This window comes from Candidatus Pseudothioglobus sp. Uisw_041 (assembly GCF_048087625.1).
GTDB lineage: Bacteria > Pseudomonadota > Gammaproteobacteria > PS1 > Pseudothioglobaceae > Pseudothioglobus.
In genome coordinates this window covers 1688145-1711430 of the sequence record NZ_CP159805.1, presented here as the reverse complement: position 1 = coordinate 1711430, position 23286 = coordinate 1688145, and the positions used below count along the sequence as shown (strand labels likewise).

The following is a 23286-nucleotide window of genomic DNA, read 5'->3' as shown; positions in this document are numbered from 1 at the left end:
TTGAGTTTCTTTAGCGAGATTTAAACCAGAATATAAGGCTGGAAAATGCACTTACTGCTGCATAAGTCCAGATTGATTGAGTAACAAGGAACCCTGTGAGTGCAAGAAGCGATATTGCAATAATAGTTGCACGCTCCTTTAGAGAATTTTCTCGAAGTTGAGAGAGAATCGCTTCTGTTTGTTTTTTTGAATTTTCTTGTTTAAGCGAGCCTTTTTCAATTTGTTTTAAAGCGTTAATAACCAACATAGGGATTTCGGGTAATTCTAAAATAAGTTCAGGGAGTTGAGCAGAGATTTTTTTAACAGTGTTTTTTAAGCTGTATTTGTCTTTGGCAAGCTTTTCAAGGTAAGGCTTTGCAGTTGCCCAAAGGTCAAGTTCAGGGTATAGAGTTCGACCTAACCCTTCAATGTTTAGTAACGTTTTATAGAGTAATAGAAGTTGAGGCTGAACTTCCATATCAAAACGTTTAGCCTCTTTTAGTAAGCTTAATAAAACTTGACCAAAAGAAATTTCACTTAAAGGTTTTTCGAATATCGGTTCACAAACGCTTCGAATGGCGTTTTCAAACTCTAAGACGTTTGTTCCTTCTGGTATCCACCCTGACTCAAGATGGACTTGAGCTACTTTTTTATAATCCTGATTGAAAAACGCTAAAAAGTTTTGAGCAAGATAGTATTGATCGGCCTCTGTTAGGGTACCCATAATGCCAAAATCAACACCAATATATTGATCATTTTCACCAACAAAAATGTTTCCTGGATGCATATCAGCATGGAAAAAATTATGATCAAACACTTGGGTGAAGAAAATCACCACACCATTTTCAGCAAGAGTTCGAAGGTTTGTATCAGTGCTCTTTAAGGCCTCAATATTAGTTACTGGAGTTCCATAAATGCGCTCAGTTACTAGTATGTTAGAGCGGCAATAATCCCAGTGTACTTTTGGAACATAAAGAAGGCTAGAGTCACTAAAGTTCTTTCTAAGTAGAGATGCATTAGCTGCTTCAACCATCATATTAAGTTCGTTATAAATGATAGTTTCAAATTCAGCAACCGCTTCTCTTGGCCTCAGTCTTTTGCCGTCAGGATGCTTTTCAGCTAAGCCTGCAAATGCATAAAGTAGGCGAATATCTTTTTTAATCTGTTTTTCTATTCCTGGGCGAACAACCTTAATAATAATTTCTTCCTCATTATGAGTAATCGCACTATGAACCTGTGCAATAGATGCCGAGGCTAAGGGTTCATCATCAAAAGATGCAAATAGGGTTGAGACGCTTTCATCAAGGGCTTTTTCAATAATCAACTTAGATTCTTTAGCAGGAAAGGGAGGGCATGTATCTTGGAGTTTTGCTAATTCATTGCCTATATCTTCTGGAAGAAGGTCCCTTCGAGTTGAGAGCGTTTGACCAAATTTAATAAATATTGGGCCTAGTTCTTCGAGTGCAAGGCGAATTCTTTCACCTCGAGTAAATTTTTTGCTCGGAAAGTAATGCCATGGTGTCAAATAAATTAGTGGCTTGAGGCTTTTTAAGAGCGAAGTAGATAATATAAGATGATCTAATCGATACCGAATTAGAGTCCTTGATATGCCAAGGAAGCGAAAAAAGCTTTTCATCTAGAACGCGCTTTTTTAAAAAATTTAGACCGACTAGGGGCAATCAAAAGAGTGGTAAATTCATTTTTTAAGTTTTCAACAAATGAATCCTTTTCCTGAGATGACGAGCCTTTAATCCTATCTAATGTTTGTCCAAGCTGATGCGCAATAATGTCCCCAGTATATTGAGAAATAAGCTCTTCAATGTCAATAGAGGATAATGCAAGTAAGTCAGCCAACTGCTGTGCTGTTTTAATGCTTCCATTAATTTCAATATCTTCGCTTTCAATTAAATCTTCAAAAGATATACCTTTAAATAAAGCTAAAAAGGCTTTTTTATTGAGAGTGATATCAACATTAGTATTTTTTTGCTCACTATTTTCTATGACGAAAATGCGAGAATTTAGACACAGAAAAAAAAGCCTTAAATCAATATCATCAACATACACGCTAACTAGACTATTATCGAGGCGCGTTATGTTAATGTCATTAACATTTACCATGTGGTTAAGAGCTTTTTCAATAGCGAGGCGAAACATAGTAATTAAGTTTTGATTGCTTTATGAAGTGCGACTATGCCACCCGTAAGATTGTGATACTCACAAAAACCAAACCCAGCATCAAGCGCCATAGACTTCAAGGTTTCTTGATCAGGATGTTTGCGAATTGATTCCGCAAGGTATTGATAACTATCTTCATCATTTGCAAAAAATTCACCAAATTTTGGTATAACGTTGAAAGAGTATAAATCGTATATTTTTTTAAGCATCTCATTTTCAACTTTAGAAAACTCCAAAATCAGTAATGTGCCACCTTTTTTTAAAATACGATACATTTGCTGAAGGGCAACATCTTTATTTGTTACATTCCTTAAGCCAAACGCAATACTTACACAATCAAATGTGTTGTCTTCAAATGGGAGAGATTCAGCATTGGCCTGAACAAAGTCCACATCAATAATGCCATGATTCAAAAGATTTTTTCTGCCCTCATTCAGCATTGAGCCATTGATGTCAGATAAGATAACCTTTCCAGATTCGCCAACTTTTTTTCTAAATTTTATAGCCAGATCACCTGTTCCTCCAGCAATATCAAGAACATGATCTCCTTCTGATACATTGCTACTAGAGATTGTGTAGTTTTTCCACAGACGGTGGGTCCCCATTGACATGACATCATTCATGAGGTCATATTTGCCTGCAACTGAGTCAAATACACCCTTAACTAGGCCTTGTTTTTTTTCAACGTCGACCTGTTTAAAGCCAAAGTGTGTAGTCTTGTCCATTATTAACTAGAGGGATAGTCCCTAAAGTCAGCACCAGTATATATCTGTGTTGGCCTAAAGATTCTATTGTGACTAACCTGCTCGTGCCAATGAGCTACCCATCCAGCTGAACGAGCCATGGCAAAAATAGGAGTAAAGTGTTCTTTGGTAAAGCTAAATATTTCTGAGTAAAGGATGCCAGAATAAAAGTCAACGTTGGGATAGACACCTTTTTGAGACAATAACTCCTCACAGATGCTTTCAACTTCAAGCGCTGTTTCGAATCGGTTAGATAAGTTGAGGCCATTTTTCTTAATATAAGTTTTAATCATTTTTTCAAGAATTGTGGCTCTAGGATCTTTGGTTTTATACTCACGATGACCCATTCCCCAGATAACTTGTTTGTTTTTGAGTCTATTTTCAATCCAAGGGCGGGCATTTTTTGCAGAACCAATTTCATCAAGCATAAGAAGCACATTTTCATTTGCGTTGCCATGCAAAGGTCCTGCAAGTGTTCCAACTCCTGATGCAATTGAAGAAAAAGGATTAGCAAGAGTAGATGCTGTCACCATGGTAGAAAAAGTGGAGGCGTTGATTGTATGCTCGGCATGTAAAATTAAGGAGGCATCTAAAAGGTTAACAATTTCTGGGTCAGATTCCTCTCCAAAACACATGTACATAAAATTTTCAGCATAAGACATCTTGTTGCTTGGAGGAATTGGATCATATCCTCTACTAATGCGAGTCCACATTGCGACCAGAGTGCTCATGTTTGAGATTATTTTAATAAGCGCATTTTGCGTATAGGCCGAGTCTGGCTCTGATGCGCCAGCATCTGGGTAAAAAGTAGCCATTGCAGCCATTGCAGTTTGAAGCACATCCATTGAGTGGCCAGTTGGTGGAAGCGACCAAAGTAAATGGCGGATTTTTCGTTTTACTTCATTTCTTTTTTGTAAAATATTTTTAAAGGTTGACAGCTCTTTAGGTGAAGGCAATTCACCATTCATTAACAACAAAGCAGTTTCTTCAAATGAGGAGTGCTCGACGAGATCTTGAATGGAGTAGCCTCTATAAGCGAGTATTCCTTTTTCTCCATCGATTGAAGAAATTGCTGATTTAGTTGCTGGAACGCCTGCTAGGCCTGGAATATATTCGGTCATAATATTGTTATTAAATTGAAAAAGAAGAGCCACAACCACACGTGGTTTTGGCATTAGGGTTACTTACAATAAATCTTGCTCCTTGGAGATCCTCAAGATAGTCTACTGTTGAACCCATTAGATACTGATAACTCATTGGGTCGATAACTAACTCAACGCCCTGCTTATTAACACCACTATCACCTTCTTTAAGGTTTTCATCAAAAGCAAAGCCGTAGGAGAAGCCTGAACATCCTCCACCAGTAATATAAACTCTAAGCCTTAAAGCTGGGTTTTTTTCTTCCTTGATGAGTTGCGCCACCCTGCTTGCAGCACTATCGCTAAAAACTATATCAGCTTCATCTTGAATTTCAGCGGCAACCATAGGGCATCTCCAAATTATTATATATAGACTACTTTTAAGGTAGTAAACCAATCTGTGTAAGGCCTTCCTTTTCTGCAAGCCCAAACATTAAGTTCATATTTTGGATTGCTTGTCCCGCAGCACCCTTAACTAAGTTGTCAATAACCGACATAATTACTAGTTTATTGCTGTGTTCAATATACTGAATTGAAATCTGGCAATAGTTCGATGATTTAACTGAACGCGTTTCAGGATAAGTACCTTCAGGGAGTATTTTAACAAATTCTTCGTTTTTGTAGGCATTTTCGAAATAAGGCCTAACATTGACAGATGAATCAACAAGGTCAACATAAATCGTAGCCTCAATGCCTCGAATCATAGGAAGCAAGTGGGGAACAAAAGTTAATCCAATTGGTTTCCCAGCAATAAGTTCTAGCTCTTGCTTTATTTCAGGAAAGTGTCTGTGGCCACCTACTGCATATGGCTTAAAGCTTTCAGTTATCTCACAAAGAAGAGTTGCTTGGTTGGCAATTCTTCCTGCTCCGCTAGCTCCAGATTTGCAGTCTGCAATTATGTTTGAGATATCAATTAAGCCACTCTCAAGAAGAGGCTTTAAGGCCAGAAGAACGGCTGTTGGGTAACATCCAGGATTTGCAACTAGTCGTGCATTTTTTATAGCATCTCGTCTAATTTCAGGCTGACCATATACTGCCTCCTCAAGAAGTGAAGGCTGTGAGTGTTCCATTTTGTACCAATCTGACCATAAGTCAGCATCATTAATCCTAAAGTCAGCACCCAAATCAACAACTTTGACGCCTTTTTCAAGAAAAGATTCAGCATTATCCATGGCAACCCCATGAGGCGTTGCAAAGAAAACAATATCACATTCAAATAAAGCTTTATCATCGGGAAGTGAATATACCAACTCTGAGAGACCATGCATGTTGGGGAAAACGTCTGATATTTTTTTACCTTGAAGAGCCCTTGATGTAATCGAGGTAACTTCTGCAAGTGGATGTTGATGGATGATACGCAATAGTTCAATACCGGTATATCCTGAACCACCAATTATTCCAACTTTAATTTTCATTATTCTTCATCCCCAAGCATCTTTTCTAGATAGTGAATATTCATACCACCTTTCCTAAACACTTTATCGGTCATAATTTTTCTTTGAAGTGGAATATTTGTTTTTATTCCATCAATAACCATTTCATCAAGAGCATTTTGCATCTTAATAATTGCATTATTTCGATTGTCGCCAAAAGTAATCACTTTTCCAATCATAGAGTCATAGTATGGCGGGACATTATAGCCATTATAAATGTGAGAGTCTATTCTAACTCCAAGACCGCCAGCAGCATGGTACTGTGTAATTTTTCCTGGTGAAGGCATAAAAGTTTCAGGATCTTCAGCATTAATTCTACATTCAATAGCATGACCTTTAATTTCAACTTGATCTTGAGTTATTGATAACTTATCACCACCCGCAATTAAGATTTGTTCACGGACAATATCAACACCAGTGATCATTTCAGTTACTGGATGCTCAACCTGAACTCTAGTGTTCATTTCAATAAAGTAAAACTCATCATTATCGAAAAGAAATTCAAAGGTCCCAGCTCCACGATAGTTAATTTTTTTACAAGCTTCAGCACAAATATTGCCAATTTTATTTCGTAATTTTGGAGAGATTCCTGGTGCAGGAGCCTCTTCTACAACTTTTTGATGACGCCTTTGCATTGAGCAGTCTCTTTCACCAAGATGTACTGCGTTTCCATGCTGGTCCGCTAGAATTTGAATCTCAACATGGCGAGGGGTCGTTAAGAATTTTTCCATATAAACTTCACCATTACCAAAAAAGCTTAACGCCTCAGATTGAGTGAGCCTTATTGAGTCAGCTAAGTCATCTTCAGAGTCAACAACTCGCATTCCTCGGCCACCACCACCACCAGAAGCTTTAATAATTATTGGTAAGCCAATTTCTCTGGCAATTTTAATGCTTCTTTGTTCGTTGTCATCTAATGCTCCATTTGATCCTGGAACACAAGGTACGCCAGAGCTTTGCATTGCCTCAATGGCAGCTACCTTGTCCCCCATAACCCTTATATTTTCTGCGTGTGGACCAATAAAGATAAAGCCACTTTGCTCAACTTGATCGGCAAAATCGGCGCTTTCAGAAAGAAATCCATATCCTGGATGTATTGCATCAGAGTGTGTGACCTCAGCCGCACTTATAATAGCTGGAATATTTAAATAGCTTTTGATAGATGGATGTGGCCCAATACAAACGGCTTCATCAGCTAAACGAACGTGCTTTAAGTCTTTATCTGCTGTTGAATATACTGCTACAGTTTGGATTCCAAGTTCTTTGCAAGCCCTAAGAATTCGAAGTGCAATTTCACCCCGGTTAGCAATTAAAACTTTTTTTATTGAGCTCATTCGACTATGATTAGCGGTTGTCCAAATTCTACAGCTTCACCATCTTTAACAAGAATTTGAAGGACTGTTCCAGACTTCTCAGCTTCAATTTGGTTCATTATCTTCATGGCCTCAACAATACCAATGGTGTCGCCCTGTTTTACGTGCTGACCAATTGTAACAAAAGGCTTTGCAGTTGGAGATGGGGCTGAATAGTAAGTTCCTACCATGGGAGATGTTAAAGACTGACCAACAGTTGAGGGCTCATCTGCAATTGCTGGAGCCGCAACCACTGGAGGCAATGAAGTAGGCGCTTGTTGTTGAACAAAAGAGTGACTTGGTGCAGGCGAATTTCCATATCTAGAAATTTTTACTGACTCTTCACCTTCTTTAATTTCAATTTCTGACATTCCAGATTCCTCTAGAAGCTCCATTAGCTTTTTAACTTTTCGAATATCCATTTACGTTCCCCTTTATTATTCTTTGCAACTAGTTTTTTGAATCTAAATACAAATTCACATTGCGGCCATTAAGGCAGGCAATGATTGCAAGTTCATGTTTTGGCTTAAAAATAATAATAAATAAGCCTTTAAGACTAGATTTTAACTGTAAGTAACTAAGAAGTATTTTAACATCTATTTAATCAAATATAGCTACAATTCGAAGCTTTTAGAGGAAATTAATAAATATTTATTGCAGATTATTTATGTGGGCTACAAACTCTTTAGCGCTAAATTCACCAATAATTCTTTGGTCTCTAAGCTCGATGCCATTTTTAAAAAATAATATGGCGGGTGGTCCAACAAGTGAGAATCTTGCAAGTATCGACTGGTTAAAGCGATTATTCTCAGTAACGTCTAATGTGTGTTTAAGAGAATCTGCAAGAGCCTCATTGACTTGTCTGTTTGAGAATACAACCCTCTCTAGCTTGTTGCAAGAAATACACCATTCTGCATAAAACTTAATGACCAGTAGGCTGTTATTCTTTGTAGTTATAGCTAATAATTTATTAAATTCATCTTCATCTGTAATTACCTGAAAGTCGACACTATTTGATGAATCTATGCTGTCCCCATAAATGATTGAGTCAAGAGGTTGCTGAATATCACCACCACCTTTTGCCACCAATAGCCATAGCAAGACGCCATAAGCTAAGAAAATCAAACATGTTGCTTTAAATAGTAAACTCCAGAAGCTAATAGGTTTAGTGATTTTGTTAAAAACACCAAGCATAATTGGCCCTAGAGTGAATAGGAGTGACCATAGAATTAGAGATAAAAGTGGACTCAGAATTCGATCCAGTAAATACAGAGAAACAGCAATCATTGAAAGACCAAAAATTTTCTTGACGTTTTCCATCCATAGTCCAGCTTTTGGCAGTGCATTGACACCCCAGCCACAAATTATTATTAAAGGGATGCCCATTCCCAGTCCCATTGCAAAAAGACTAGCAGCGCCTTTAGCAGCACTTCCTCCAGCAATAACATAACTTAAAGCAGTTGCAAGGAATGGCGTAACACATGGACCAACAATTAGGGCAGAAAGGAACCCCATGATGCTAACACCAATGAAATCCCCACTCGTTTGCCTGTTACTTAGGTTTGTAATCTTGACCTGCAATTTAGAGGGTAGTTGAATGTCATAGTATCCAAACATTGAAAATGCTAAGAATAGAAAGATTAAACTGAAAACAATTAAGACCCAGGGAGTTTGCATTATCGCCTGAATATTTATGCCAGCTCCAAAGTAGCCTGCTGTCGCTCCAATCAAAGCATAAGCGAGAGACATTGAAAAAACGAAGACAACCGACATCAAGATAGCTCTTGGAGTGCTTGGAGCTTTCTTTTGTCCAATAATAATTCCAGACAGTATTGGGACCATTGGGTATACACAAGGCGTCCAAGAAAGAGCCAACCCAGCCAAAAACGCTGCAATTAATAAAGTTAAACCGCCTTGTTGAAACTTTTCATTGGCACTTTTTTCTGACTTTGTTATTTGACTATTATCTTGAGAAGAAAATGCTTGAGTTCCATTAAAATCAACTTGAATGGTATCGCTCTGAGGGGGATAACAAACTCCACCCTCCCAGCAGCCTTGGTGTTCTACTGTTAATATAACTTTGTTGCTAACAATGTCGGTAAGTGAAAGAATAACCTCCACGGATGAATTGTAAATATTGACCTCACCAAAAAACTCATCAACTTTTAACTTTGCCTTTGGAAACAGGGCATCTTCAATTGTTGCCCCTTTGACTGAAAAAGAAATTTTATCTTTATAGAGATAATAGTTTTCTTTAACAATCCATCTCACAGCGATTGTATTTTCATCAACCGAAATAGCGCTTAACTTGAAAGCCTCGTTAACTTTTACTGGGCTTTTTTCAAAACCGAGATTATTTTCAGACTGCAATAAAATTGATGATTGATTGCTTTCACTTAGAGTAGGTTCTTTATCAACTGAAAGGATTTCAGCCCAGCTTGTTGAGAGAGGGACAAGGATCAAAAGCAGAATGATAGAAAAAAATTGCTTCATAAAATTATTTAAAATTGGGTAACTTTATTCAAAAGAAATAGTCAAAATCTGACGGGTTTCTGAAAGAATTACAGTATATATTATAGTCTAATCAAAGTTTTGCTCGAGTGACGTTTCTTGTTTGCCATAGAGCTATTTTGTTTAAAATCGATTCTTGATTAATTATTTAAGTTATTTTAATTAGTGATTTATTAAGTAAATGAATTTTTGGTGTTTTTTATGAAAAATCTTACTTTAAGTCCCCGTTTGATTCCATGGCTATTTGTTTTGATATGGAGTACAGGCTTTGTGGCTGCAAAATATGGCCTTCCATATGCAGAACCTTTTACTTTGTTGTCTTACCGTAATGGCCTTACATTAATAGTGCTATTTATAATTATGCAAGTTAAGAAAAGCATTTGGCCAAGTTCTGGCATGGCATTTATTCACTTGATGGTAACAGGTTTATTAATTCATGGAGTTTATCTTGGTGGTGTTTTTCAAGCTATTAAGTGGGAAATACCTATTGGACTTACGGCTATGATTATTGGACTTCAGCCACTAGGAATGGCCTTTATTGCAGGAATAATTCTCCATGAGAGGATTATAAGAAAACAATGGATAGGTTTAATAATAGGGTTTTTAGGGCTATATTTGGTTTTATTTGAAAAGTTTGATTTAGCTATTGAGGGATTTTTTACTGGTTTTTCTTTTCTGGCAGTTTTAGCTGTCTTTGGGTCGCTAGTTGGCATCTCTCTAGGGACTATTTATCAAAAGCGATTTTGTAGTGATATGGATTTAATTAGTGGAACTTTGATTCAATACCTTGGAGCTTTTATACTATGCATTATTATGTCCCTTTGTTTTGAGACTGGTGATATTCATTGGACTAATGCATTCATGATTACCCTAGCTTGGCAGGTCTTTGGCCTATCAATCGGTGCAGTTCTATTATTAATGACAATGATAAAGCAAGATGCTTTAGCAAGAGTTGGTAGTTATTTTTATCTAGTTCCAGCTCTTGTTGCTATCCAAGCTTGGTATTTATTTGATGAAACTATGAACTTTATCTCAATAATTGGGTTTTTATTAATAGTATTTGCAGTCGCAATAGCTAGCTCAAAAAAATAAAGATTCTAAAGTAATACATTAATAAGTTTATTTAAAGCTCACCAGCATCCTCTAAAACTTTTCTTGCAATTTTAAAACACTCAACTCCTTGAGGAACTCCGCAATAGATTGCAATAACATGGAGTATTGATTTAATCTCATCCTTACTTACTCCATTCGTTAAAGCTCCTTTGAGGTGGATTTCCCATTCATCCATTTTTCCAAGGGCAGCAATCATTGTTAGATTCATCATAGACCTAGTTTTTTCATTAATGGTGTCATCACCCCATCCAAAGCCCCAGCACCACTCAGTCATTTGTTTTTGAAAGTCTTCGTTAAAATCATCAGCGGCCTCTAGGTTTTTTTCTACATAGTCACTTCCAAGGGTTGCTTTTCTCTTTGATAAGCCTAGTTCGAATAATTCTTTGTCCATTATTTACTCCGTTAATTTTTTAAAGATTATTTATCTCATTATAAAAGGATTGCTCATTGGTTCAGAAGAGGTATTAATCCAGGTTGTTTTAGTTCTAGTGTATTCATGAATAGCATCTATACCAGCCTCTCTGCTACCACCACTTTGCTTCACTCCACCAAAAGGAGCAATAGGTGATATTGCTCGATAAGTATTAATCCAAACAATCCCAGACTGTATTTTTTCACTAACGCGATGAGCTCTTGCTAGGTTTTCAGTAAATACTCCTGCACCAAGACCATAAGCAGAGTCATTTGCCATCCTTATGGCTTCTTCCTCAGTGTCAAATGCAATGACACTTATTACTGGTGCAAATAGTTCTGTTTTAACGCAATCAAATTCCTGATTAGGACAATCAAGTAGAGTAGGCTCAAAGTACCATCCTTCTTTTTTATGACTTGGCTTGTTCCCTCCAAAAATAAGGCTAGCTCCTTGCTTAATAGACTGTTTAACAACGCTTAGCGCTCTTTCGACCTGATGTTTTGTGGCAAGAGGACCAACCTGTGTATCACTATCTAAGGGGTCACCAACTATAATATTTTTTGCGCGCTCTTTAATCTTGTCAACTATTTTAGAGTGTATTGATCTTTGAATAAAAACGCGCGAGCCAGCAACACAGCTTTGCCCAGAAGCTCCAAAGTTTCCTGCAATAATGCCATTTACTGCCCCATCAATATTGCAGTCTTCAAATATTAGCATGGGTGATTTACCACCAAGTTCAAGACTTACATGAGCAAAGTTTTCAGCACTATTCCTAACAATATGTCTCGCAACTTCAGTGCCTCCAGTAAAAGCAATTCTCGCAACTTTTGGATGCGTAGTTAATACACGCCCACAGGGCTCTGCAAAGCCAGTTATGATATTTATAACTCCAGGAGGAAAGCCACTTTTTTCAACCAATTCAGCAAATTTAAATAATGCAGCTGGGGCCTGCTCCGACGCTTTTACTACTAGTGTATTTCCAGCAGCTAAAGCAGGAGCTATTTTCGTTGCTGAAAGGAAAAGTTGAGCATTCCAAGGAACAATAGCAACAACAACCCCAATAGGTTCACGGGTTGTAAAAACACGCATATCAGGTTTGTCAATAGGAAGAACTTCTCCCTGTATTTTGTCTGCTAGGCCCGCATAGTAATAGTAATAGTCAGAAACATAGCTGGATTGAGCGCGAGTTTCAACCGCTAATTTTCCACTATCCCTAGTCTCGAGATCACCTAATTCGCTAGCATGTTCAGAGATTAAATCACCAAGCCTATGAATTAACTTCCCTCTTTGAGTGGGGGTAAGATTTGACCAGGCATTATCATAGAGTGCTTTATGTGCAGACTCTATAGCAAAGTTAGACTCATCTTCTGTTGCAGATGGAAAGGTTGCCCATGGCATACCATTTGCAGGATTAAGAGTCTCAAAGCGCTCTGATCCAGAACTAAACTTACCATTAATGTAGTGTTTAAAGTGCTCCATGTCCCTTCCTCTTTAAGTAAATTCAGGCATCACTTTGTCAATAAAAAGCTCTAAAGATTTCTTTTTCTTTTCAAAGCTCATGCTACTATCAATCCAGTAACTATATTCGTCAAAACCAAGATTCTCGCAAAACTTAATACGCTCAATAACTTCATCAGGAGTTCCTATAATACTATTTTGACGCATTTTTTCAGGTGAGTACATTTCAATCTTAGACATTTCTTCATCCGTAAGTTTCTCAATAAGCCCTTGACTAATAGGCCTTTCATTTTTAAACCATGCACCAAAATAACAGTAGAATCTAGATATATCTTTAGAGCCTTGAACAACTTCTTCTTCACTCTCACCCACAAATGTATGGCGTAATACCATTATTTTTGGACGCTCTATATCTTTAAATTTCTCACAGGAATTATTGAATTTTTCCATCAATGAGACAACCTCATCATCTCCAAGCCATAGAGGGGTTACTTGAACATTGCAGCCCTGCTGAACTGCAAAGTCATGAGAGTTTTGATCTCTAGCAGCAATCCAAATGGGCGGGTGAGGGGATTGAAGGGGTTTTGGTGAGCTAGTAGTTTTTGGGAAGGACCAGTGTTCTCCTTCACCTGTGTAGTCACCTCTCCACAAGCCCTTAATTGCTGGGACAATTTCTCTCATAGCGCTTCCAGCTGAAAAAGATACTATACCATCTGCAAGGCGGTCATACTCAAAAGAGTAAGCTCCTCGAGCTATACCAATTTCAAGTCGACCTCCTGAAATAATATCGGTCATTGCTGCTTCTTCAGCAAGCTTAATTGGGTGCCAAAAGGGGGCAATAATTGTTCCAGTTCCGAGCCTAACATTCTTTGTTTTGTTGGCTAAATCAGCTAGATTAATAAATGGGTTTGGAGCAATAGTAAAGTTCATGCCGTGATGTTCACCAGTCCATATTGTTTTAAAACCTGACCTATCAGCTATTTGATATAGCTCGACATACTCCTCATACAAGCGTTTTTGTGACTGCTCTTCATCTATCCTTTCCATTTGAGCAAATAAAGAAAAATTCATATTAATAGCTCCTACACATTTTGATTAGTTTTACTTATAGCCTCTACATTGCCTTCACTTTCCTTACCCACAAATACTCCAAAAGCATTTAAATCTCTTTCTGCAATATAGCGTTTAAGCATTATTCTACTTGCATCATCAGCTAGAAGTTCAAACGGTATTGAATCAAATTCATAGAATTGTCCAGTAGTTATAGATGAGCCATCTTCGACTTTTGTGCGGTAATATATAAGACTAGTTTTATCATCATTATTTTCAAATACTGAAAATAGATAGTGTTCATTGATATGTATTTTTTGCTTTTGGAGACTTCCAAGAAGACTTTCTTCGTCAGAAGTTGAACCCAGTCTTGAAGCATTTGGGAAATAAAGCATTCCAGTTGTTTGGTCTGTAAGAAGAAATATTTTTTTTCGCCATTCAATTAACGCCCCAACAATTATTTTTGTGTTTTTATTTTCCATTGCAAGGAGCATTTTTTGTTCAAGTCCGAGATTAACATAATTTCCTCGTAAATAAACCAGTGGGGTTTGTGGATTGTATCCAAACTCCCTTACCTTACCAATAAGAATAAGGTGATCACCACCCTCTATAATATTATCCGTATCACAATCAAACCAGGCAACTGAGTCAGATATGATAGGGCTTCCTGTAGTTTTTGATTTCCAAGAAATATTTTTAAAGCGATCAGTTTCAGGGCTTGCAAAAGTGGTTGATATATGTTGCTGACTTTCAGAGAGAACACTAACTGCAAAACTTCCACCTTTAGAAAACGACTCTATGTTGAAAGACTCCTTGTCAATACATATCAATATTAATTGAGGCTCTAACGACACTGAAGTGAAAGAGTTCGCAGTAAATCCTACTGGACTTCCATCTTTATCTTTGGCTGTAACCACAGTTACCCCTGTTGGAAAAGAGCCAAGTGCTTGTCTTAGATCCCGTGTTTCTTCTGTTTTCATGTAGTAGTATTGGTAGTGTTATTAAGAAAATGTTCTATTATTGAGTTAACTTTTTTTGCCGATATATATGCCATCATATGCGCCTCACTTTCAATGGACTCACTCCAGCTATTTGGAGTTTCTTGAGCCATTTGTTCAGACATTAGCGAAGTAGAGTTAGGGTCTTCACTCCCGGTTAAGTATAAAACAGGTGGTTGTAAGTTTGAAAGATTATTTACAAAAACTCGATCAGATGTAGCAAATAAATAGTAAGCTTCTGCGTAAGCTTTTGGCGAGGTATTGTTAAGCCAGCTTCGAACATTATTAATCTTCAGTAAATCATCAGGGCTGGTTTTGTTTTTAAACCACCTTTCAAGTGTTTGACTAATATTAGTTATTTGTTGAGATTTAAAGACATCTTTAGCCCTCATAATTACATCATCTTGGGCTTTTTTAGTTCTCTTAAAGACAATATTTATGGGAATGAGTGTGTCAACTTTTCTAGGATATTTTAATGCGAATGCAACCGCAATAATTGCCCCCATTGAGTGTCCAATTAATGAAAAGTTTGTAACTCCAATCTCATTAACAAGATTGTATAGTTGAGTTACATAGTCTTCTAGGGTGAGTTTGTCCTTTTTGAGCACGCTTTTTCCATGACCTAAAAAGTCATAAGTTATTACGCGATAATCTTTTGAAAAATGTTCAACTTGAGGCTGCCATATTTCTCCACACATTCCAACACCATGTATAAAGATCAATGTAGCAGGTTCGTCTCCAAAGATTTTGTAGGCTGTACCATCTTTATCAAAAAGAGAGGGGGTATCTGAATAATTGCTTAATTCAAGGTCTTTCACAAGCCAGTCCATTTATAAATGTTTGTAAAATATACTTACAGGGCACACACCTTTTTCTCTCACTGCCTGCCGACTTGAGTAATAAGAAATATAGAGTATTAAATGTTATGTGTCAAGGGACAAAAATATGCAATTTTTTTAAGAATATGGCTTATTATCTAAAAAAACTTACTTAATATCTAAAAAAATGATTAAAAAATGGTAATTTGACTATTTTTGTATATAAAAACATTGTTATTAGTTAAAAAATAGCTAAAAATAGCTCATTTTTATTAAAATTAATATATTTATATCAAAAAATACCCTTAAATAGTGTTTTTAACTCATCATTTACGAAGCAATCTATAACTAGGTGATACCTATCAATATTACTATTATTGCTTACGGAATGATGTTTCGTAACGTCAAGGTAGTAATAGTGCCCTGTTTTGAGATTAAATAACTTGCCTTTTAGATCATTTTCATTTTCATAAAAAGTAAAAATAACATCATTATTGGTCCTAATTGGAATATGAAGCCTGGCAATCTTTTTATTTTTAATATCATCATCTACATTGTCTGTATGCTTTTTAAGAGATTTGCCTGCAACTAATTTTGTAAATCGAATTCTCTCAAAATTACAAGGTAGCTTAGAGATCATTTCACTTATTGGCTTCATAGTAGGTTCATTGAATAGCGAAGTCCACTGCAATTGAGTGTCAACTTCTACCTTTGTATCTACAAAACCTGGTTTAAATATATCTGATGCATTTGAGCCAAACCCGTGAAGAGATAATGCTGTCCAAATATTATTGTTTTTATAAGGCGCTATTTGAGTTAACAGTTGAAAATTCATTCCATCGAGGTAATCAGCAACACCTGATAAATCACCCTCATAGGGCTCTATTGGAATTCTTAAATTATGCACTTAATTCTATTACGATTTTTAGTTGTTAGTATGTGTCGATATGCCTAGTGAAGTTCCAGCAAGAACTTTGTCTGAATCGGACCCATCAAGAACCCAGCCATTTGTTAGCATTCTTGTCATGTATTGTTTGTTATATAGGAAACTTACAATAATTTGCCAAATACCACCAGTTACTATCGTGAAAAGAAGATGAAGCGCCCCAACACCTAATTCACCTCTAAACAATGGAACAAACCAGCCAAAGATGAGATATGTCCAACTATAACCATAAAAACCTGTCTTCACCATTCCACTTTGAGTATGCTTAATATTTATTTTTGTTGCCATTTATATTTATTCATTTGAAATCATCACTAAATTATATTTCAATATAAACACAGAGTGAACAAAAGTATCTCAGAAATAACTGAATTGAATCCCTCTTAAAGTAGGACATTCTGGCAGTCTAAAACTGTGTTGTGAAATCAAGGGTTTTTTCACCACTAATAAAGCCATTTTTGTATATGGATTTTTTGCCACATATTTTTTGTGTCCTGTAACATTTTGCAAATGAAAAACTTTACAGTTACTTACTATGTAGAAAATCATGAAGAGGTGGATTTTGTTACATATGATTTTGATGCAGAAAATTTAGAGTCACTTCAACTTCAACTTCAACAAAGTGAAGGGATTTCTCAAAGATGGTGGAAACATTTCTACACTCAACACTTAGCACCTGATCAAACGACTAGTCTTGATGATATTACTGATTGGGGTTATTTTTATATTGAAGATACAGATGGTAATGTGGCGTTTTGCAACAATGATGAGTATCTTGAACTACTTCTTAAAGATAAACAAACATTTATTAATAAGTTAATAAAGAAGAATATAACAAATCCAGTAGTCGTTCATCAAAGTAAGAAGAGTTAAATCCAGTTGTATTTTTGACTGACTGATTTTGTAAGTTGGAGAGACCTTACAAAGTCATATTTATAATAAAATAAAAATTATGATGAATAACTTTGTTAAACACTCAATAATTAGATTTGTTACAAAAGAACTGACAACGATTATTGATGACACTAAATCATCAACCTATAACTTTTCTAAGGTCAGAACAAACTTTTCAGATGATTCCTTTAATATTACTAGAGTTGACGGAATGTTTGAAGGATCATTACATATGTTGATTCACAGAATTATGTACGTAGAAAAACACTATCTGAGGTTTTTAGATTCTGAAATGATGAGTGAAGTTGAAGAAGATCCACATTCAAGATGGTGGGTGGATCATGATCATGAGGATTATGAAAAGATTGATGAATTCTTATCTGATATTTATTATGTTTGTATCTTCAATGTTTATGAGTACCTAACTAATGACATTGGTAGTGATGTTAAGGATGAATTTAAAGATTATTTAAATCTTTAATTCAAAGTAAATTTACATTTAGATACAATAAGTAATGAAGAACAGGATAAAAGTATTCTGCCTATTGTTAACTTTGTTAATGTTTCCAATGATGAGTAATTCAAGTGTAAAAATAAATTTAGAAGAATATATTAATTCATTTTCATGGGATAAAAGAATAGTCCTCTTTATCACAAAAGATATTCATTTCATTAATGAAACTGACGATTTTTTTAAAACAAATAGTTGTGAAAATGAAGAAAGAAATTTGAAGTACATTAGAATTGTTGGAGATGATATTAATAAATACATTGTTCCAGATAGATATAAGAATAAATATGGACTTTGGTTAATTGGTTATGATGGTGGCGATAAATCATATTCAAATGACGCCTCATTACTAAAAGAAATTCACAATATTATTGATACAATGACAATAAGAAAGAGTGAAATGACTGAACAAAATGAAAAATGCAATTAAGGTTTTGTTATAGCATTATTTTCACACTTGTTAGACACCCGACCAAGACATATAGATAGTGCGTTTTTGTTAGACACTTGTTAGACACTCAAAAAAAGTGTTGTCAGAGTAGGGGTTGTAGAGGGTCCAACTACTGTACGACTATTACGAGTGCTGGGCGGACTAATCGACCATTTAAAGTAAATCCAACTTGGATAACCTCTAAAACAGTGTTTGATATTTTATCTGGCATCGGCGCCATAGTTACCGCCTCATGCAGTTCTGGGTTAAATTTTTCATCAACAGGGTTTATGGCCTCAACTCCAAACTTTTCAAGAGTTGACATAAAAACTCTATTTGTAAGCTCAATTCCTTCAATTGTGTTTTCTAGAGTTGCATTTTCATCCATTGCTAGCTTAAGTCCCATTGAAAGAGAGTCGTTGACCTCTAATAGGGCTTTAACGAAACCATCAAGGGCATATTTATGGGCATTCTCAAGATCTTTTGATGTACGCCTCTTAAGGTTTTCCATCTCGGCTTGGGAGCGTAAAAGCTTGTCCCAATTATCTTTTGCAGACTGTTGTGCCTCTAAAAGCTGAGTCGCTAAATCTTCATTTTTGTTATCATCAAGTACATCTTCTTGAACCTCATTAGAGGTATCATCTTGAGTTTTTTGTTCTTTCTTTTTTGTCATTTTTTAACCAAACTAATGTATATTTAACATGTTATGTAGTTACTTTTTAGTATATTTCAAGGCCTATGTTTAATTCTATTGGCGTTATCTGTAAACCAAACGATTTTACCAGTCAAAAAACTGCCCTGGAGCTTGGTGTTCTCCTTAAGGATCTTGGTGTTATTTTGTTGGAGGATCAAAAAGACTTTGAGAAAAATGCTGATCTAATTATTGTTGTCGGTGGAGACGGTACTATATTGAATACCGCAAGAACTTATGTTGACTTCAATATTCCTATACTTGGAGTTAATTTAGGACGCCTTGGTTTTCTAGCTGACGTTTCAGTTGACTCGATGACGCCAGTAGTTAGCGCTGTTCTAAATGGTGAGTTTATTAAAGAGAAAAGATCTCTTTTAAGCTGTCAAATTGAACAAAATGGCAAAGTATTGTCAAAACATCTAGCATTTAATGAGGTGGTAATTCATAGGAATGAAACTCCAAAAATGATAGAGTTTGAGCTGAATGTTGATGGAGACTTTGTGAATAATCAGAGGGCAGATGGAATTATAGTTACCACGCCTACTGGTTCTACTGCTTATGCACTTTCTAGCGGAGGCCCAATTATGCACCCGAGTACAAATGCGATTTGCCTAGTATCAATCAGCCCTCATACAATGAGTCATAGACCGTTCATTCTTGATGGCGATAGTGAGGTATTGATTACTCTTTTAGATTGCGAAGATAGGGCAACAATTAGCTTTGATGCTCAGTCCTCAGTTCATGCATCAGAAGGTGTTGCTCTTAGAGTGAAGCAACATGAAAATTTTGTCCATCTAATTCATCCAAAAGGTTATGACTACTTTGAGATTATAAGATCAAAGCTTCATTGGGGCCAAAAAGTTTAATAAATTAAAGATATGCTTGAGCACTTACATGTAAAAAATTTAGTTGTTGTCGAAGACTTAAGTATTGAGTTTAAGTCTGGTATGACTGTTGTGACTGGGGAGACGGGTGCAGGTAAATCAATCTTAATTCAGGCATTAAGTTTAGTTGCTGGAGGTCGTTCTGATTCGTCTCTCGTTAGGAAAGGTGCAAGTAAGGCTGAAATTGTGGCTACATTTAGTTTGAATTTAGGAACTGAGCTTCAAACTTTTTTGGAAGGCCTGGATTTAGAAAATAAGAGTGAGTGCATCTTGAGAAGGGTTATTGCTTCAGATGGTAAGTCACGTTCATATGTCAATGGTTCTAATGTACCTTTATCAACACTAAAGGATATTGGCAGTTTTTTGATTGATATGCATGGCCAAAATGAGCATCAGCTGTTACTTCGAGCGAACCATCATCGCTTGCTACTTGATGATTATGCCGGCACTCAAAAGCAGTGTGAAGAAGTAAATAATATTGTCAACAATTATCAAGCGGTCAAGAATGAGGTTGAAGACTTACAAAATAATAACTCTCTCCTTGCAGCCCAAAAAGAGTTAATAACCCATCAACTGAATGAGCTTATTCAAGCTGAAATGACCCAGGATGAGCTTGATAATATTGAGGATGACTATAAAGTCTCAACAAATGCAAGCGAGCTTGTTGAAAAAATTTCTAAGATAATAGACTCTCTTGACAACGAATCAGGCGTTAATAATGTGTTAATTGAAAGTGAAAATATTATTAATCAGTCGAAAGAGCTTGATTCGCGGTTAGACACAATACATTCATTGCTGGCTAGTGCCCAGCTTCAGGTCCAAGAAGGAATTTATGACTTGACAGATTACCTTGGTAAGATTAGCAGCCAAGAAGATAATTCAGTACAACTTAGCTCTAGAATTAATGAGCTTCATGGCCTTGGTCGTAAACATAATTGTCAAATTCAAGGACTACTTGAGGCACAATCAGCTTTGCAAGAAAATCTTAATATGTTGGGCTCATCGAGCGATAAGATAGATGAGTTATTACTCGCGCAAAGTAAATTTGAGAAAGAATATTATGCTAAGTCAAAGTTGTTGAGTGCTGAAAGAGTAATTGCTGGCAAGTCTCTTTCAAAAGAGGTTACAAGCTTAATGCAAAAACTTGGAATGCCTGGGAGTGAAATTACTTTTAGCATTAACTCTTCTGAAGGATCTGTAAGGCTTAATGGTATGGAGGAAATTATCATTCTTACAAAAACTAACGCTGGGCAAGATTTTAAGCCACTAGGTAAAGTAGCCTCGGGTGGAGAGTTATCAAGAATATCTCTAGCACTTTCAGTTGTCACAAGTAAAACTGAGCTCACCCCATCAGTTGTATTTGATGAAGTCGACGTAGGTATCAGTGGATCAGTTGCTGAAATTATTGGCCAAATGTTAAAAAAATTATCAAATCGATATCAAATTATTTGTGTAACGCACCTTGCTCAGGTTGCAGCGCAGGGACAAGATCATATGAAGGTTGTAAAAACGCAAAAAAATGGCTCAACTTTTACCCAAGTTGCAAGCCTAAGTCCGAAAGAAAGGACGGACGAAGTGGCAAGAATCTTAGGTGGGATTACAATCAGTGATAAAACTCGAATAGCTGCTGAAGAGATGATAAATTCTAGCTCTTAATCAACTAAATTTTTTTTGAAAATAAGCCTTAATAAATTGCGTAAATTTATTTTGCTTCACAGTAAATAAATTGTCTTTGTAGGACTTGACTATTAAACATTAAATTGTATAATATTTCGTTTGTGCATAGTCAGGGTGAATATCGAAAAAGTGAAATCAATAAGCTCACTTATTCAATACTTTCTCCTAGCTTTAATTGTTTTTTTTTATGCCACTGATGGTTTTGCAGTTGCTGCCTTTTATGGTGCCTTAGTAAGTTTAAGCAATACCTGGATATTTAATTGGTATACAAAAAAACAAAAAGCATTGGTTGACGCTGATGCACAAAAAAGCTTTAGGATGGCGATCAGCAGCAGTATCAGTAGGATGCTCTCTCTAATCCTACTAGCTTTAATTGGACTTGGTTTTTTAGAACTTGAGCCCGCAGCTCTCTGTTTGAGTTTAGTTGTTGGTCAGGTAGGATTTATATTAGATAGGTTAAGGCAAAAATAATGGCAAGTGGTGAACTAACATCTGGCGCTTATATTAAGCACCATTTACAAAATTTAACTTACGGAAAATTTCCAGATGGTCATTGGGGGTTTGCTGAAAGTGCTTTAGAAGCAAAAGAAATGGGTTTCATGGCTTTCCATGTTGATACACTTGGATTTTCTTTTGTTTTAGGCGCGCTATTTTTATTCTTTTTTGCTAGAGCAGCAAAACGTGCTTCTATTGACGCTCCAAGTGGGTTTCAAAATTTTGTAGAAAGCATTATTGAATTTATTGATGAAAATGTACGTGGTTCTTTCAGTGGTAAAAACCCTATGGTTGCCCCTCTTGCTTTAACGACATTTATTTGGATAATCTTAATGAATACGATGGATTTAGTGCCTGTTGATTGGCTTCCATCTCTAGCTGTTGTTCTAGGTATTGATTTTCTTAAGGTGGTTCCAACAACCGACCCTAATGCTACATTCGGCATGTCTATCGGTATTTTCATATTAATTCTTTATTACAGTATTAAAGAAAAAGGCCTTGGTGGATTTGTAGGCGAACTAACGCTCCATCCTTTTGGTAAATGGATGTTGCCTTTTAACTTCTTTTTAGAAGGGGTGAACTTACTGGCAAAGCCAGTTTCTCTTGCATTACGTTTATTTGGAAACATGTATGCAGGTGAAATGATCTTCATTCTAATCGCACTGTTGCCATTCTGGATTCAGTGGAGCCTGTCTTTACCGTGGGCTATTTTTCATATCTTAATTGTATTACTTCAGGCATTTATCTTTATGACTTTAGTGATTGTATATATGGATATGGCACACCAAAAAGAGCATTAATTTTTTTTAAACAGTTTTTATAAGTAGGAGTAAAAAATGGAACAAAGTATATTATTTTTAGCAGGATCTATCTTAATGGGTTTAGGTGCATTAGGCGCTGCTGTAGGTATCGGTATTCTTGGCGCTAAATTCATTGAAGGTGCTGCGCGTCAGCCGGAACTTATTCCAATGCTAAGAACACAAATGTTTATTGTAATGGGACTTGTTGATGCGGTACCTATGATTGCAGTTGGTATATCAATGTATATATTGTTTGCGGTTGCTGGATAAATTGTATTCTTTTAATAATTAAGGGTATTAAGTTATGAACATTAACCTTACACTCATTGGGCAAACAATCATGTTTGCGATGTTTGTCTTGTTCTGCATGAAGTTTGTTTGGCCTCCACTCGTTGAGGCAATGGCTGCTCGCAAAAAGGCAATCGAAGATGGATTAAAAGCAGCAGAACTTGGAAAAGAAGAGCATGCTTTAGCCCAGAAAAATGCTGAAGATCTCATAGAAAGTACTAAAACCCAAGCGGCTGAAATTATTGCAAATGCTGATAAACAAGCTAATGGAATGATTGATAAAGCTAAAGGCACAGCTTCTGAAGAGGCTGATAAGATTAAAGCACACGCTAAGTCTGAACTAGACCAAGAGGTTGTGAAGGCACGTAATGAGCTTAAAAATCAAGTCTCAACTTTGGTTATGCAGGGAGTCAACTCAGTTTTAGAGAAAGAAGTTGATGCTAAGGCACATAAAGATATGCTTTCTAAGTTGTCTAAATCACTCTAGGA

27 protein-coding genes are annotated in these 23286 nt (G+C 36.3%); 10 read left to right on the top strand and 17 right to left on the bottom strand.

Annotation, left to right across the window (positions count from 1 at the left end; translation table 11 throughout):
* Nucleotides 1–10 precede the first annotated feature (10 nt).
* The 9 genes from ubiB to dsbD form a co-directional block, all read right to left on the bottom strand.
* The gene (gene ubiB / locus ABXT44_RS08720; RefSeq protein WP_416686971.1) at nucleotides 11–1615 is read right to left on the bottom strand and encodes a ubiquinone biosynthesis regulatory protein kinase UbiB; all 1605 of its coding nucleotides are present in this window, start codon (nucleotides 1613–1615) and stop codon (nucleotides 11–13) included.
* Nucleotides 1612–2133: an SCP2 sterol-binding domain-containing protein gene (locus ABXT44_RS08715; protein ID WP_416686969.1), complete on the bottom strand. Its 522-nt coding sequence runs from the start codon at nucleotides 2131–2133 to the stop codon at nucleotides 1612–1614. Before ABXT44_RS08715 ends, ubiB begins: the two co-directional genes overlap by 4 nt.
* 5 nt (nucleotides 2134–2138) lie before the next feature.
* The gene (ubiE, locus tag ABXT44_RS08710) at nucleotides 2139–2879 is read right to left on the bottom strand and encodes a bifunctional demethylmenaquinone methyltransferase/2-methoxy-6-polyprenyl-1,4-benzoquinol methylase UbiE (protein WP_416686967.1); all 741 of its coding nucleotides are present in this window, start codon (nucleotides 2877–2879) and stop codon (nucleotides 2139–2141) included.
* 2 nt (nucleotides 2880–2881) lie between these two features.
* Nucleotides 2882–4018: a citrate synthase gene (locus ABXT44_RS08705; RefSeq protein ID WP_416688479.1), complete on the bottom strand. Its 1137-nt coding sequence runs from the start codon at nucleotides 4016–4018 to the stop codon at nucleotides 2882–2884.
* Between the two features lie 10 nt (nucleotides 4019–4028).
* Complete coding sequence (erpA, locus tag ABXT44_RS08700; protein ID WP_416678005.1) at nucleotides 4029–4382, bottom strand: iron-sulfur cluster insertion protein ErpA; 354 nt, start codon at nucleotides 4380–4382, stop codon at nucleotides 4029–4031.
* 34 nt (nucleotides 4383–4416) lie between these two features.
* The gene (gene argC / locus ABXT44_RS08695; RefSeq protein ID WP_416686965.1) at nucleotides 4417–5451 is read right to left on the bottom strand and encodes an N-acetyl-gamma-glutamyl-phosphate reductase; all 1035 of its coding nucleotides are present in this window, start codon (nucleotides 5449–5451) and stop codon (nucleotides 4417–4419) included.
* The gene (gene accC / locus ABXT44_RS08690) at nucleotides 5451–6803 is read right to left on the bottom strand and encodes an acetyl-CoA carboxylase biotin carboxylase subunit (RefSeq protein ID WP_416686962.1); all 1353 of its coding nucleotides are present in this window, start codon (nucleotides 6801–6803) and stop codon (nucleotides 5451–5453) included. The genes argC and accC overlap by 1 nt, the downstream gene beginning before the upstream one ends.
* Complete coding sequence (accB, locus tag ABXT44_RS08685) at nucleotides 6800–7243, bottom strand: acetyl-CoA carboxylase biotin carboxyl carrier protein (RefSeq protein ID WP_416686960.1); 444 nt, start codon at nucleotides 7241–7243, stop codon at nucleotides 6800–6802. The genes accC and accB overlap by 4 nt, the downstream gene beginning before the upstream one ends.
* A 229-nt stretch (nucleotides 7244–7472) precedes the next feature.
* Nucleotides 7473–9314 carry a protein-disulfide reductase DsbD gene (gene dsbD / locus ABXT44_RS08680; protein WP_416686958.1) on the bottom strand — a complete coding sequence of 614 codons (1842 nt, stop codon included), beginning with the start codon at nucleotides 9312–9314 and terminating at the stop codon, nucleotides 7473–7475.
* Between the two features lie 219 nt (nucleotides 9315–9533).
* Between dsbD and ABXT44_RS08675 the strand changes: the two genes are divergently transcribed.
* On the top strand, nucleotides 9534–10424 hold the full coding sequence (locus ABXT44_RS08675; RefSeq protein WP_416686955.1) for a DMT family transporter: 891 nt from the start codon (nucleotides 9534–9536) through the stop codon (nucleotides 10422–10424).
* Nucleotides 10425–10455: 31 nt separating this feature from the next.
* Here ABXT44_RS08675 and ABXT44_RS08670 read toward each other — a convergent pair whose 3' ends face one another.
* The 7 genes from ABXT44_RS08670 to ABXT44_RS08640 all read right to left on the bottom strand — a co-directional run bounded on the left by ABXT44_RS08670 (nucleotide 10456) and on the right by ABXT44_RS08640 (nucleotide 16415).
* A complete protein-coding gene (locus tag ABXT44_RS08670) occupies nucleotides 10456–10836 on the bottom strand; it encodes a carboxymuconolactone decarboxylase family protein (protein WP_416686954.1) in 381 nt (126 codons plus the stop codon).
* A gap of 30 nt (nucleotides 10837–10866) precedes the next feature.
* A complete protein-coding gene (locus tag ABXT44_RS08665; RefSeq protein WP_416686953.1) occupies nucleotides 10867–12336 on the bottom strand; it encodes an aldehyde dehydrogenase in 1470 nt (489 codons plus the stop codon).
* Between the two features lie 12 nt (nucleotides 12337–12348).
* Nucleotides 12349–13386, bottom strand: coding sequence for an LLM class flavin-dependent oxidoreductase (locus tag ABXT44_RS08660; RefSeq protein ID WP_416686950.1), 1038 nt, complete (start codon nucleotides 13384–13386; stop codon nucleotides 12349–12351).
* An 11-nt stretch (nucleotides 13387–13397) separates the two neighbouring features.
* Nucleotides 13398–14345, bottom strand: a complete 948-nt coding sequence (locus ABXT44_RS08655; RefSeq protein WP_416677989.1) for a flavin reductase family protein — start codon at nucleotides 14343–14345, stop codon at nucleotides 13398–13400.
* Complete coding sequence (locus tag ABXT44_RS08650; protein ID WP_416686949.1) at nucleotides 14342–15181, bottom strand: alpha/beta fold hydrolase; 840 nt, start codon at nucleotides 15179–15181, stop codon at nucleotides 14342–14344. The genes ABXT44_RS08655 and ABXT44_RS08650 overlap by 4 nt, the downstream gene beginning before the upstream one ends.
* Nucleotides 15182–15473: 292 nt before the next feature.
* Nucleotides 15474–16088: an aspartyl/asparaginyl beta-hydroxylase domain-containing protein gene (locus tag ABXT44_RS08645; protein WP_416686946.1), complete on the bottom strand. Its 615-nt coding sequence runs from the start codon at nucleotides 16086–16088 to the stop codon at nucleotides 15474–15476.
* Between the two features lie 18 nt (nucleotides 16089–16106).
* On the bottom strand, nucleotides 16107–16415 hold the full coding sequence (locus ABXT44_RS08640) for a hypothetical protein (protein WP_416651985.1): 309 nt from the start codon (nucleotides 16413–16415) through the stop codon (nucleotides 16107–16109).
* Nucleotides 16416–16637: 222 nt separating this feature from the next.
* Here ABXT44_RS08640 and ABXT44_RS08635 point away from each other — a divergent pair, with 222 nt between their 5' ends.
* The 3 genes from ABXT44_RS08635 to ABXT44_RS08625 all read left to right on the top strand — a co-directional run bounded on the left by ABXT44_RS08635 (nucleotide 16638) and on the right by ABXT44_RS08625 (nucleotide 17962).
* The gene (locus ABXT44_RS08635; RefSeq protein WP_416651983.1) at nucleotides 16638–17000 is read left to right on the top strand and encodes a hypothetical protein; all 363 of its coding nucleotides are present in this window, start codon (nucleotides 16638–16640) and stop codon (nucleotides 16998–17000) included.
* A gap of 79 nt (nucleotides 17001–17079) precedes the next feature.
* Nucleotides 17080–17502, top strand: a complete 423-nt coding sequence (locus tag ABXT44_RS08630; protein ID WP_416686944.1) for a hypothetical protein — start codon at nucleotides 17080–17082, stop codon at nucleotides 17500–17502.
* A 34-nt stretch (nucleotides 17503–17536) separates the two neighbouring features.
* Nucleotides 17537–17962: a DUF4174 domain-containing protein gene (locus ABXT44_RS08625; RefSeq protein WP_416686942.1), complete on the top strand. Its 426-nt coding sequence runs from the start codon at nucleotides 17537–17539 to the stop codon at nucleotides 17960–17962.
* A 130-nt stretch (nucleotides 17963–18092) separates the two neighbouring features.
* Here the strand turns inward: ABXT44_RS08625 and grpE are convergent, their stop codons facing one another.
* Entirely contained in the window at nucleotides 18093–18635 is a 543-nt protein-coding gene (gene grpE, locus ABXT44_RS08620) for a nucleotide exchange factor GrpE (protein WP_416686940.1), read from the bottom strand.
* A 65-nt stretch (nucleotides 18636–18700) separates the two neighbouring features.
* On the opposite strand from grpE, the gene ABXT44_RS08615 reads away from it, so the two are divergent.
* The 6 genes from ABXT44_RS08615 to ABXT44_RS08590 all read left to right on the top strand — a co-directional run bounded on the left by ABXT44_RS08615 (nucleotide 18701) and on the right by ABXT44_RS08590 (nucleotide 23284).
* A complete protein-coding gene (locus tag ABXT44_RS08615; protein WP_416686939.1) occupies nucleotides 18701–19519 on the top strand; it encodes an NAD(+)/NADH kinase in 819 nt (272 codons plus the stop codon).
* A 12-nt stretch (nucleotides 19520–19531) separates the two neighbouring features.
* Complete coding sequence (recN, locus tag ABXT44_RS08610) at nucleotides 19532–21193, top strand: DNA repair protein RecN (RefSeq protein WP_416686937.1); 1662 nt, start codon at nucleotides 19532–19534, stop codon at nucleotides 21191–21193.
* Nucleotides 21194–21343: 150 nt separating this feature from the next.
* On the top strand, nucleotides 21344–21685 hold the full coding sequence (locus ABXT44_RS08605; protein ID WP_416686936.1) for an ATP synthase subunit I: 342 nt from the start codon (nucleotides 21344–21346) through the stop codon (nucleotides 21683–21685).
* Nucleotides 21685–22509 (top strand): F0F1 ATP synthase subunit A, encoded by an 825-nt coding sequence (gene atpB, locus ABXT44_RS08600; RefSeq protein WP_416651969.1) that lies wholly within the window; start codon nucleotides 21685–21687, stop codon nucleotides 22507–22509. The genes ABXT44_RS08605 and atpB overlap by 1 nt, the downstream gene beginning before the upstream one ends.
* A 36-nt stretch (nucleotides 22510–22545) precedes the next feature.
* Complete coding sequence (gene atpE, locus ABXT44_RS08595) at nucleotides 22546–22779, top strand: F0F1 ATP synthase subunit C (RefSeq protein WP_416651967.1); 234 nt, start codon at nucleotides 22546–22548, stop codon at nucleotides 22777–22779.
* Between the two features lie 34 nt (nucleotides 22780–22813).
* Nucleotides 22814–23284: a F0F1 ATP synthase subunit B gene (locus ABXT44_RS08590; RefSeq protein WP_416686934.1), complete on the top strand. Its 471-nt coding sequence runs from the start codon at nucleotides 22814–22816 to the stop codon at nucleotides 23282–23284.
* Nucleotides 23285–23286 lie beyond the last annotated feature (2 nt).

Coding starts and splice junctions, on each gene's coding strand:
- ubiB (WP_416686971.1), bottom strand. CDS start 1,615: ATGAAAAGCTTTTTTCGCTTCCTTGGCATATCAAGGACTCTAATTCGG.
- ABXT44_RS08715 (WP_416686969.1), bottom strand. CDS start 2,133: ATGTTTCGCCTCGCTATTGAAAAAGCTCTTAACCACATGGTAAATGTT.
- ubiE (WP_416686967.1), bottom strand. CDS start 2,879: ATGGACAAGACTACACACTTTGGCTTTAAACAGGTCGACGTTGAAAAA.
- ABXT44_RS08705 (WP_416688479.1), bottom strand. CDS start 4,018: ATGACCGAATATATTCCAGGCCTAGCAGGCGTTCCAGCAACTAAATCA.
- erpA (WP_416678005.1), bottom strand. CDS start 4,382: ATGGTTGCCGCTGAAATTCAAGATGAAGCTGATATAGTTTTTAGCGAT.
- argC (WP_416686965.1), bottom strand. CDS start 5,451: ATGAAAATTAAAGTTGGAATAATTGGTGGTTCAGGATATACCGGTATT.
- accC (WP_416686962.1), bottom strand. CDS start 6,803: ATGAGCTCAATAAAAAAAGTTTTAATTGCTAACCGGGGTGAAATTGCA.
- accB (WP_416686960.1), bottom strand. CDS start 7,243: ATGGATATTCGAAAAGTTAAAAAGCTAATGGAGCTTCTAGAGGAATCT.
- dsbD (WP_416686958.1), bottom strand. CDS start 9,314: ATGAAGCAATTTTTTTCTATCATTCTGCTTTTGATCCTTGTCCCTCTC.
- ABXT44_RS08675 (WP_416686955.1), top strand. CDS start 9,534: ATGAAAAATCTTACTTTAAGTCCCCGTTTGATTCCATGGCTATTTGTT.
- ABXT44_RS08670 (WP_416686954.1), bottom strand. CDS start 10,836: ATGGACAAAGAATTATTCGAACTAGGCTTATCAAAGAGAAAAGCAACC.
- ABXT44_RS08665 (WP_416686953.1), bottom strand. CDS start 12,336: ATGGAGCACTTTAAACACTACATTAATGGTAAGTTTAGTTCTGGATCA.
- ABXT44_RS08660 (WP_416686950.1), bottom strand. CDS start 13,386: ATGAATTTTTCTTTATTTGCTCAAATGGAAAGGATAGATGAAGAGCAG.
- ABXT44_RS08655 (WP_416677989.1), bottom strand. CDS start 14,345: ATGAAAACAGAAGAAACACGGGATCTAAGACAAGCACTTGGCTCTTTT.
- ABXT44_RS08640 (WP_416651985.1), bottom strand. CDS start 16,415: ATGGCAACAAAAATAAATATTAAGCATACTCAAAGTGGAATGGTGAAG.
- ABXT44_RS08635 (WP_416651983.1), top strand. CDS start 16,638: ATGAAAAACTTTACAGTTACTTACTATGTAGAAAATCATGAAGAGGTG.
- ABXT44_RS08630 (WP_416686944.1), top strand. CDS start 17,080: ATGATGAATAACTTTGTTAAACACTCAATAATTAGATTTGTTACAAAA.
- ABXT44_RS08625 (WP_416686942.1), top strand. CDS start 17,537: ATGAAGAACAGGATAAAAGTATTCTGCCTATTGTTAACTTTGTTAATG.
- grpE (WP_416686940.1), bottom strand. CDS start 18,635: ATGACAAAAAAGAAAGAACAAAAAACTCAAGATGATACCTCTAATGAG.
- ABXT44_RS08615 (WP_416686939.1), top strand. CDS start 18,701: ATGTTTAATTCTATTGGCGTTATCTGTAAACCAAACGATTTTACCAGT.
- recN (WP_416686937.1), top strand. CDS start 19,532: ATGCTTGAGCACTTACATGTAAAAAATTTAGTTGTTGTCGAAGACTTA.
- atpB (WP_416651969.1), top strand. CDS start 21,685: ATGGCAAGTGGTGAACTAACATCTGGCGCTTATATTAAGCACCATTTA.
- atpE (WP_416651967.1), top strand. CDS start 22,546: ATGGAACAAAGTATATTATTTTTAGCAGGATCTATCTTAATGGGTTTA.
- ABXT44_RS08590 (WP_416686934.1), top strand. CDS start 22,814: ATGAACATTAACCTTACACTCATTGGGCAAACAATCATGTTTGCGATG.